8 protein-coding genes are annotated in these 9,504 nt (G+C 62.3%); 5 read left to right on the top strand and 3 right to left on the bottom strand.

Features of this window, described 5'->3' with window-relative positions; genetic code table 11:
• Positions 1-330: 330 nt before the first annotated feature.
• A complete protein-coding gene (locus ACQ4W0_RS20260; RefSeq protein WP_436578388.1) occupies positions 331-861 on the bottom strand; it encodes an SRPBCC family protein in 531 nt (176 codons plus the stop codon).
• A 128-nt stretch (positions 862-989) separates the two neighbouring features.
• Here ACQ4W0_RS20260 and ACQ4W0_RS20255 point away from each other — a divergent pair, with 128 nt between their 5' ends.
• From ACQ4W0_RS20255 to ACQ4W0_RS20240, 4 genes are read left to right on the top strand one after another with little or no spacing between them, the layout of a single operon-like run.
• The gene (locus tag ACQ4W0_RS20255) at positions 990-1,424 is read left to right on the top strand and encodes a MarR family winged helix-turn-helix transcriptional regulator (RefSeq protein ID WP_436578387.1); all 435 of its coding nucleotides are present in this window, start codon (positions 990-992) and stop codon (positions 1,422-1,424) included.
• A gap of 56 nt (positions 1,425-1,480) precedes the next feature.
• A complete protein-coding gene (locus ACQ4W0_RS20250) occupies positions 1,481-2,986 on the top strand; it encodes a DHA2 family efflux MFS transporter permease subunit (RefSeq protein ID WP_436578400.1) in 1,506 nt (501 codons plus the stop codon).
• A 5-nt stretch (positions 2,987-2,991) separates the two neighbouring features.
• The gene (locus ACQ4W0_RS20245) at positions 2,992-4,437 is read left to right on the top strand and encodes an efflux transporter outer membrane subunit (protein ID WP_436578386.1); all 1,446 of its coding nucleotides are present in this window, start codon (positions 2,992-2,994) and stop codon (positions 4,435-4,437) included.
• A gap of 21 nt (positions 4,438-4,458) precedes the next feature.
• Positions 4,459-5,628: an HlyD family secretion protein gene (locus ACQ4W0_RS20240; RefSeq protein ID WP_436578385.1), complete on the top strand. Its 1,170-nt coding sequence runs from the start codon at positions 4,459-4,461 to the stop codon at positions 5,626-5,628.
• Positions 5,629-5,631: 3 nt separating this feature from the next.
• Here the strand turns inward: ACQ4W0_RS20240 and fusA are convergent, their stop codons facing one another.
• Positions 5,632-7,740 carry an elongation factor G gene (gene fusA / locus ACQ4W0_RS20235; RefSeq protein ID WP_436578384.1) on the bottom strand — a complete coding sequence of 703 codons (2,109 nt, stop codon included), beginning with the start codon at positions 7,738-7,740 and terminating at the stop codon, positions 5,632-5,634.
• Positions 7,741-8,014: 274 nt separating this feature from the next.
• On the opposite strand from fusA, the gene ACQ4W0_RS20230 reads away from it, so the two are divergent.
• Entirely contained in the window at positions 8,015-9,133 is a 1,119-nt protein-coding gene (locus ACQ4W0_RS20230; RefSeq protein WP_436578383.1) for a phospholipase A, read from the top strand.
• Between the two features lie 62 nt (positions 9,134-9,195).
• On the opposite strand, the gene ACQ4W0_RS20225 is transcribed toward ACQ4W0_RS20230, so the two are convergent.
• A complete protein-coding gene (locus ACQ4W0_RS20225; RefSeq protein WP_096235523.1) occupies positions 9,196-9,393 on the bottom strand; it encodes a hypothetical protein in 198 nt (65 codons plus the stop codon).
• Positions 9,394-9,504: the final 111 nt, after the last annotated feature.

Genomic DNA, 9,504 nt, shown 5'->3' with positions numbered 1-9,504 from the left:
GAGTTCACAGGTGATCCGTGTGATACGGAACTTCTTGGCGTTATCAAACGCGTTAAGGCGATGGCTGAAATGTAGTCAGCGACGGCCTGAAGCGAAGGTCTGCTTTGGGGCGAAAGCAGACGTCCCTCAACCGTCAACTGGCAACAATAGCAAGCTCCCCCCCCGCCCCTCAAACCAAGGCTCCCCGGGCCCAGCGAGCCTGAAAAATGGTCAGGGCAAGGCGCGCGGGCGAAGACAGTACGCATGTACGGCGAGCCCAAGCAACGCAGCCATGGCTATTTTCTCAGGCCCGCGACTCCGGCCCGCCGTTTTTAACCAAGCTACACCACCTTACTGAACACGCGCCAAGTACTGTGCCAGCTGGCCGAAAGTAGCCTTGAACCCCTGCTTCATCGACTCAAACGCCTGCTTGAAAGTCTCATGCTGCTCATCCGTCGCCTTGTGCGGCGTGGAGCGCAAGGTCATCGTCGTCTTGCCATTTTCCTCGGTGAGGGTCATGGTATTGAACGATTCCAGCGGCCAGGTGGCGCTGACGGGGTGCTGCACGGGGTTGCCCTGTTTGTCGGCAAACGACAGGATCGAGACGATCTTTTCCGGCGCGTCGATCTGCTGGTAGGTGAACTTGCCCCACATCTCGTAGCCATTGTCGGCGCGCATGCCGTAGTGGAAAATGCCGCCCGGCTGCAAGTCCAGCGCCAGCACGCTCAATTCAAAGCCCACGGGGCCCCACCACTGGGCCAGGCGTTCCGGCTCCACCCACGACTGGAACACCAGTTCGCGCGGCGCGTCGAAGGTTTGTGTGATGACAAAGTCGCTGCTGTCGCGGTGCTGGCCATCCTGCTTCTGTTCTGCGGTGCTCATACGTTCTCCTGTTGTGGTTGGACTCGCATAATGTACCAGCGGCGCCGATAAACGGGAAGGCCTGTACGCCTGTCAAACCGGCATGCTAGAATATTAGTTAGACACCTAACCATTAGACGACTCACCTTATGACTTCTATCGAAGAGCGCTTTTCCGCCGCGCTCCACAAGACGGCGCGCGGCTGGCGCCATGCCATCGACCGGCGCCTGAAAGACCTGGACCTGGGACAAGCGAGCTGGATGTGCATCGCCATGATCGCCAAATCGCCGCAGCCGCCCTCGCAAAGCGAGCTGGCGCACCAGCTGGGCGTGGAAAACCCCACCATGGTGTCGATGCTGGACCGGCTCGTGAAATCGGGCTTCGTGCAGCGCCAGCCGTCGGAAACGGACCGCAGGGTCAAGCTGGTGATACTGACCGAGGCAGGCATGCAGGTGTATGACACGGTGCGCAAGGAAGCCGATGGTTTCCGCAAGGAGTTGCTGCAGGGAATTGATCCCGATCAACTGCGCGTCGCCACCGAACTGCTGGAAGCGCTGCAAGCGGCGACGGAGAAGTTTGCGTGAATTCCGTGACGGCAGCACCCCTTCCCGCCTCGCAAGACCCTACCCTGAACCGGCGCATGATCACGATTTCGATCATGCTCGCCACCATCATCCAGGCGCTCGACGGCACCATCGCCAACGTCGCCCTGCCCCACATGCAGGGCAGCTTATCTGCCTCGCAAGACCAGATCACCTGGGTACTGACCTCCTTCATCGTCGCCGCCGCCATCGCCACGCCCCTGACGGGCTGGCTGTGCGACCGCTTCGGCCAGAAGAACACCTTTCTCGTCTCCGTGGCCGGCTTTACGCTCGCGTCCGTGCTGTGCGGCCTGTCCGGCACGCTTTCCGAGATCGTCGCCGCCCGTTTGCTGCAGGGCGTGTTTGGCGCGGCCCTCGTGCCGCTGTCGCAGGCGGTCTTGCTCGACATCAATCCGCGCGAAAAGCACGGCTCGGCCATGGCCATCTGGGGCATGGGCGTGATGATCGGCCCCATCCTGGGACCCACCCTGGGTGGCTGGCTGACGGACAGCTACAGCTGGCGCTGGGTCTTCTTCATCAACATCCCCATCGGCGCCATGGCCTTCTACGGCATCTGGCGCTATATCCGCAAGGACCCGCCCAACCGGCGCATGAATTTCGACATGTTCGGCTTTGCCACCCTGAGCCTGTCCATCGGCGCGCTGCAGATGCTGCTGGACCGAGGCGAGCAGAACGACTGGTTTTCCTCCACGGAAACGTGGATCGAAGCCATAGTGCTGGCCATGAGCTTGTGTTATTTCATCGCCCACACGGCCTTGCGCCCCGCCGGCAAGTCCTTCCTCGACTACCGGCTGCTGAAAAACTCGAACTATGTGAGCGGCTTGCTGTTCATCTTCATCGTCGGCATGGTGCTGTTCGCCACCCGCGCGCTGACGCCGTCGATGCTGCAAGGCTTGATGAATTACCCGGCGGCGATTGCCGGCCTGGTGACGGCTCCCAGCGGCCTGGGCACGATGCTGGCCATGCTGATCGTCGGCAAGCTGACGGGCAAGATCGATACGCGCATATTGCTGGGCGTGGGCTTTTCGATCACCGCGTTTTCGCTGTGGCAAATGGCCAATTTCACGCTGGACCTGGTGCCGAAAACCGTCGTATGGAACGGCATCATCCAGGGCATAGGCCTGGGCCTCGTCTTCGTGCCCCTGAGCGCGGCCACCTTTGCCACCCTGTCGCCGCAGATGCGGGCGGAAGGCACGGCGATTTACAGCCTGATGCGCAATATCGGCAGCAGCATCGGCATCGCCCTCGTGCAAACCTTGTTGGTGCGCAATACGCAGATCGCCCATGCCTCGCTGACGGAACACATCACTATCGCCAATCCGGCCCTGCACGATCCAGGTATCGCCCAGGTGTTCGACCTAGGCAGCAGCACGGGCATGGCGGCCCTGAACGGCGAAATCACACGGCAGGCATCGATGATCGCCTACCTCGACGATTTCTGGCTGATGATGTGGCTGACCATCCTCGTGCTGCCGCTTTTGCTCCTGATCAAACCACCGAAGAAGAATGCGCCGGTCGTGGTCGACCACGCGGCCATGGAATAACCCTCATGCACACATCGATGAAACTCTCCCTGAGCGTACTAGCGCTGAGCTTGGCTTTAGCCGGCTGCGCCAGCATTCCGCCCGACACGCAACCGTTGCCGCAGCAAGACCTGGCCACGATACAGCTGGCGGCCGACATCCACCTGGCCAGCGAAGGCTGGCCCGCCGCCCAGTGGTGGCGCCAGTTCCAGGACGACCAACTGAACCAGCTGATTCAACAGGCACTGTCCGCCAGCCCGAATCTGGACGTGGCGAATGCCCGCATTGGCTCGGCCCTGTCCGCATTCGATGCCCAGCATGCGCAGCGCGGCCCCAGGGTAGACCTGGGCGCGAACGCCAACCGACAGCGCTATTCGGGCAATGGCCTGATGCCCGCCCCCATCGGCGGCAATTACTACAACGAGGTCACGGTGGGCGTGCAAGCCCATTACGACCTGGACTGGTGGGGCAAGCACAAGGCGCAAATCGCCGCCAGCCTGGGCGAAGTCAATGCGCGCCGCGCCGAGTATGCGATGGCGGAACAGATGCTGGCCGCCGAAATCGCCCGCCACTATTTCAGCATGCAAAATGGCTGGGCCCGCATGGATAACCTGCATGCGCTGGTGCAACTGCAGCAGCAATTGGTGCTGGACAAGGAAAAGCGCATCGCCAACGGCCTCGGCGTCAGCGACGACCATTTGTCCGCGCAAACACGTTTAAGCTTGCTGCAACAGCAGATCGCCATGCTGGAAACGCAGATCGTCACGGAACGGGAAGCCTTGCGCGCGCTCTTGGGTGCGGATGCTTCAGCCCTGGCCAGCCTGCAGCCAAAAGTTGCCCAGGCGCTGCCACACGCCCTGCCCGCCAAGCTGGGCATGGAATTGCTGGCGCGCCGGCCCGACTTGCAGGCGGCGCGCTGGCGGGTGCAGGCATCCATGAGCAAGATCGAGGCGGCACAGGCGTCGTTTTACCCCGATATCGACCTGGGCGCCTCGTTCGGCCTGGACGCAGTAAAACTGGGCGAACTGCTGCAGTCCGGCAGTCGCACCCTGTTCATCGGCCCGGCCTTGTCGCTGCCCCTGTTCGACAGCGGCCGCCTGCAGGCGCAGCTTCAAGGGGCGCGCAGCGAGCGCAACGAGTTGATCGCCGACTACAACCAGAATGTCTTCAATGTCGTGCGCGACGTGGCGCAGGCGGGCGCCAGGGTGCAAGGCGTGGAAAACCAGCTGCGCCTGCAGCAGGAAAACTTGCGCGCCAGCGAAGCGCAGCTGCGCAACGCGAATGCCCGGCTGAAACAGGGACTGGCCGACCGCGCCACGCAGCTGAATGCGGAAATGACCGTGCGCGGCCAGGTGGACCTGGGCATGCAGCTGCAAAACCAGCGCCAGGACGCGGAAATCACGCTGACCGTGGCATTGGGCGGCGGTTACCGGGGCAGCAGCGATTTTGCCAGCGCGACGACTAAACAATAACAATCGATTACGGAACACATCATGAGCAGCGATACCACTCCTACTACCCCCCAAACCGAACAGCCGGGCAAGCGCAAGGCCGTCCTGATTGCCATCACGGCCGCCTTTGTCGTGGCTGGCGCAGCCTGGGCAGCGTATTACCAGCTGGTGCTGGCCAAGGAAGAAGTCACGGACAACGCCTACGTGGGCGGCAACCTGGTCACCCTGTCCGCGCAAGTGACGGGCAATGTCGATGCCATCCGCGCCGACGAGACGCAAATGGTGACGGCGGGCGCGCCCCTGATCACCCTGAACGCCATCGATGCGGACCTGGCCCTGAGCCAGGCCGAGGCACGATTGGGCAACGTCGTGCGCCAGGAACGCGAGCGCTATGCCAGCGTGGCGCAGTACGACGCCGTCATCGAGCAGCGCCGCCTGGCCCTGGCCACGGCGCAAGGCAATTTGACGCGCCGCGCCCCGCTGGCGGCGGACCACACGATTTCCGGCGAAGACCTGGCCCATGCGAAACAGGCCGTCGACGACGCGAAAGCAGCGTTGACGGTGGCGCAGCGCCAGGCCGAGTCCGCCAAATCGGGCGTGGCCGGCGTGAACCTGGCCAGCCATCCGGCCGTGCTGTCGGCCCGGGGCGACGTGCTGCAGGCGTGGCTGGCCGTGCGCCGCAACGCCGTGGTTGCGCCCGTCTCGGGCTATGTGGCCAAGCGCAGCGTGCAGCTGGGGGCGCACGTGACGCCGGGCACGCCCTTGATGTCCATCGTGCCGCTCGACCAATTATGGGTCGATGCCAACTTCAAGGAATCCGAATTGCGCAATATCCGCGTGGGCCAGGCGGCGACCATCGAAACGGACTTGTATGGCAGCAAGGTGGTGTACCACGGCAAGGTGCTGGGCATGTCGGCCGGCACGGGCAGTGCGTTTTCCCTGTTGCCGGCGCAAAACGCCACGGGCAACTGGATCAAGGTGGTGCAGCGCGTGCCCGTGCGCATCATGCTGGACCCGAAGGAACTGGCCGCCCACCCGCTGCGCATCGGCCTGTCGACCACGGTGACAGTCGATACCAGCCATGGCGAAGGGGCAACCCTGGACCAGCCGATGGTGGCGTCCACCGTCTACACGACCAAGGCGCTGAGCCAGCCGGTGGATGAGGCGGAAAAGTTGGCCGATGCCATCATCGCGCACAATCTGGCCCACTGACGCCTATTTCGCCTTCCCCGCCGCCGCCACCTGGTCGAGGATATGCTTGGGCACGGCCGCATAGTGCTTGAATTCCATCGTGTAGGTGGCCCTGCCTTGGGTCAGCGAACGCAGGGTGGTGGAATAGCCGAACATTTCTGCCAGCGGCACCAGGGCCTTGACGATGCGCCCCGCGCCGCCGGGGATGTCGTCAACGCCCTGCACCATGCCGCGCCGGGCCGTCAAATCGCCCATGACGTTGCCCATGAACTCTTCCGGCGTTTCCGCCTCCACCTGCATCATCGGTTCCAGCAGCACGGGATGCGCCTTGCGCATGCCATCCTTGAAGGCGATGGAGCCAGCCATGCGAAACGCGTTTTCATTCGAATCGACGTCATGGTAGGAGCCAAACGTCAAAGTTGCCTTCACGTCCACCACGGGGTAACCGGCCAGCACGCCCGCCTTCAAGGTTTCAACGATGCCCTTGTCGACGGCGGGAATGAATTCGCGCGGCACCACGCCGCCCTTGACGGCGTCAACGAACTGGTAGCCCGTGCCTGGCGGCAAGGGTTCCAGTTTCAGCACCACGTGGCCGTACTGGCCCCGTCCGCCCGACTGCTTGACGAACTTGCCCTCGATATCTTCCACCGTGCGCGTGATGGTTTCGCGGTACGCCACCTGCGGCTTGCCCACGTTCGCTTCCACGCCGAATTCACGGCGCATGCGGTCGACTAAAATTTCCAGGTGCAACTCGCCCATGCCCGACATGATGGTCTGGCCCGATTCCTCGTCCGTATGCACCTTGAACGACGGGTCTTCCTGCGCCAGCCGGTTCAGGGCGATGCCCATCTTTTCCTGATCGGGCTTGGTCTTCGGTTCGACCGCCTGGGAAATCACGGGTTCCGGGAAGATCATCCTTTCCAGCACGATGATATGGTCGATGGCGCACAGGGTGTCGCCCGTGGTGACGGCTTTCAGGCCCACGGCGGCGGCGATGTCGCCCGCATACACTTCCTTGATTTCCTTGCGCTCGTTCGCATGCATCTGCAGGATGCGCCCCAGGCGCTCGCGCGCGCTCTTGGTGGGGTTATAGACCATGTCGCCCGAGTTCACCACGCCCGAGTACACGCGGAAAAACGTCAGTTGCCCCACGAACGGGTCCGTCATGATTTTGAAGGCCAGCGCGGCAAAGTGCTCCTCGTCCGTCGGGTGGCGCTCTACCTCGTTGTCATGCTCGTCGTGGCCCATGATGGGCGGCACTTCCATGGGCGACGGCAGGTATTCGATGACGGCGTCCAGCATCGCCTGCACGCCCTTGTTCTTGAACGCGCTGCCGCACAGCATGGGCACGATCTCGTTGCGGATGGTGCGCGCGCGCAAGGCTTGCTTGAGCTCCGCTTCCGTGAACGTGTCGCCATTCAGGTAGCGTTCCGTCATCTCGGTGGTGGCCTCGGCCGCGTGCTCGACCATGTGCTCGTGCCACTCCTGCGCCTGTTCCAGCAATTCGGCGGGAATCTCGCCATAGCTGAACTGCACGCCCTGGCTGGCGTCGTCCCAGGTGATGGCGCGCATTTTCAGCAAGTCGATCACGCCCGTAAAATGCTCTTCGGCGCCGATGGGCAGCTGGATGGGCACGGCCACGCCTTTCAGGCGGGCGGCGATCTGCTTGCGCACGCGCAAGAAGTCCGCCCCCACCCGGTCCATCTTGTTGATGAAGGCGATGCGCGGCACGTGGTATTTATTGGCCTGGCGCCACACGGTTTCGGACTGGGGCTGCACGCCGCCGACGGCATCGTAGACCATCACGGCGCCGTCGAGCACGCGCATCGAGCGCTCCACTTCTATCGTGAAATCCACGTGGCCCGGCGTGTCGATGATGTTGATGCGGTGTTCCGGGAAGTTGCCGGCCATGCCTTTCCAGAAGGCCGTGGTGGCGGCCGAGGTGATGGTGATGCCCCGTTCCTGCTCCTGCTCCATCCAGTCCATGGTGGCGGCGCCATTGTGCACTTCGCCGATCTTGTGATTGACCCCCGTATAAAACAGGATGCGCTCGGTGGTGGTGGTCTTGCCGGCGTCGATATGGGCGCTGATGCCGATGTTGCGGTAGCGCTCGATAGGTGTTTTGCGGGTCATCACAATCTCCATGGCTAGCCCCGGCGCCCGGTTTTCCAGTGTAGCAGACATCGATTTGAAGGGCGACCGGTGGGCAGTTTTTACCGTGCGCGCAACACTGACACTAACGCGCACGCGCGTTGCACAGGACAAACAAGAGTTTCGGCTATACTTTCAACTCTGTTAATCCAACAAAGATTAATCAGATTCAAGACGCACGGTGATGTATCGTGCAAGGCGACGCCGCCGGCATGCCAGCCCAGGTGCGCACCGAATGACATGCCACACTCAGCCTATGACTATCCGACTAAGAAAAATAATCCTCTCTTCCCTGCTGGCATCGCCGGCGCTGGCCATGGCCGGCGAACTGGAACAGCAAATGCAGCGTTGCGCCGTGCTTGGCGATGCCAGCGCCCGCCTGGGCTGCTTCGACACCCTGGCCAAGGCGGCGGAAAAGGCCACCATCGCCGCCGGCGGTGATTCCGCCACCGCGGCCGTCACCCTGGCAGCTGCCGCCGAGGCAGCCCCCCTCACCCCGGTCAGCCCGCCTGGCGTGGCCACGCCCGACGCCGTCAACGCCGCCATTCCCGCCATCGCGCAGGCTGGCGCGGCGCCACCGGAAGCACCGATTTCGCGCACGCAACAATCGTGGGAACTCAACGATGCCTCCAAGCGCGGCTTGTTCAACTTCCGCCCGCACCGCGACACTTATCTGCTGCTGGCCAATTACAGCGATGCCTCGAACGACGAACCGTTCCAGGATTTCACGCCAGGCGGCATCAAGAGCCAGCATGTGGAATTGACCTTCCAGCTGAGCTTCAAGATGAAATTGCTGGAAGACATAGCCGGCACGCCCATCGACATGTGGTTCGGCTACACGCAGCAAAGTTTCTGGCAAGCGTATAACCGCAAGGCGTCGAGCCCCTTCCGCGAAACCAACTATCAGCCGGAGTTGATGCTGATCTTGCCGATCAACAAGAATTTCGCGGGCCTGGAGTTCAATTACCTGAACTTTGGCCTGGTGCACCAGTCGAATGGCCAGACGTCGACCCTGTCGCGCAGCTGGAACCGCGTGTATGCCGAGCTGGGCGTGGAAAAAGACAATCTGGCCGTCACGACGCGCATCTGGCACCGCCTCGACAATAGCGCAACCGATAATGACAATATCGACATCACCGATTACATGGGGCATGGCGACTTGCGCGTGAGCTACCGCAACAAGGGCCATGAATACGCCGTGACGGCCCGCCGCAATTTCAGCAAGAAGCATGGCTCCATGCAGGCAAGCTGGGCTTTCCCATTGAAGGCCAACCTGAAAGGTTATCTGCAACTGTTCTCCGGCTATGGCCAGAGCTTGATCGACTACAACTATTCGCAGAAATCGATCGGCGCCGGTTTCATGGTCGACCTGTAAGCAGCACAGTGACAGAAATGAAAATGGCGCCGATGGCGCCATTTTTTATGGAAAACTTCGTTTTAGCGCCGGCCGCCGCCCAGCACGCGCGCCGGCAGCATGACGATGGCGCGCAGCAGTTCGAACACCCCTTCCACGCCGATGCCGATCAAACGCAATGGCAGCAACAGCAGCCAGGCCAGCGGATACAGCACGAGCGCCAGCAAGGCCAGGGGCCAGCACACCAGCAAGAGCAGCAGCCACAGCACAAATCCCAGCATCGCGTTCCCCTCGAATGAAATGTGCGGAGCAAGCCGTGCTTGCCCCGCTACCGTGACAGCACTATATAAAAGCGCTACCGTGGCGGCAACGGCCATGCGATGAACTGCACA

It is taken from the genome of Janthinobacterium breve, from assembly GCF_051380895.1.
In the GTDB taxonomy this organism is placed as follows: domain Bacteria; phylum Pseudomonadota; class Gammaproteobacteria; order Burkholderiales; family Burkholderiaceae_D; genus Janthinobacterium.
The sequence above is the reverse complement of the archived record's forward strand: the minus strand, read 5'-3'. Positions and strand labels throughout refer to the sequence as shown.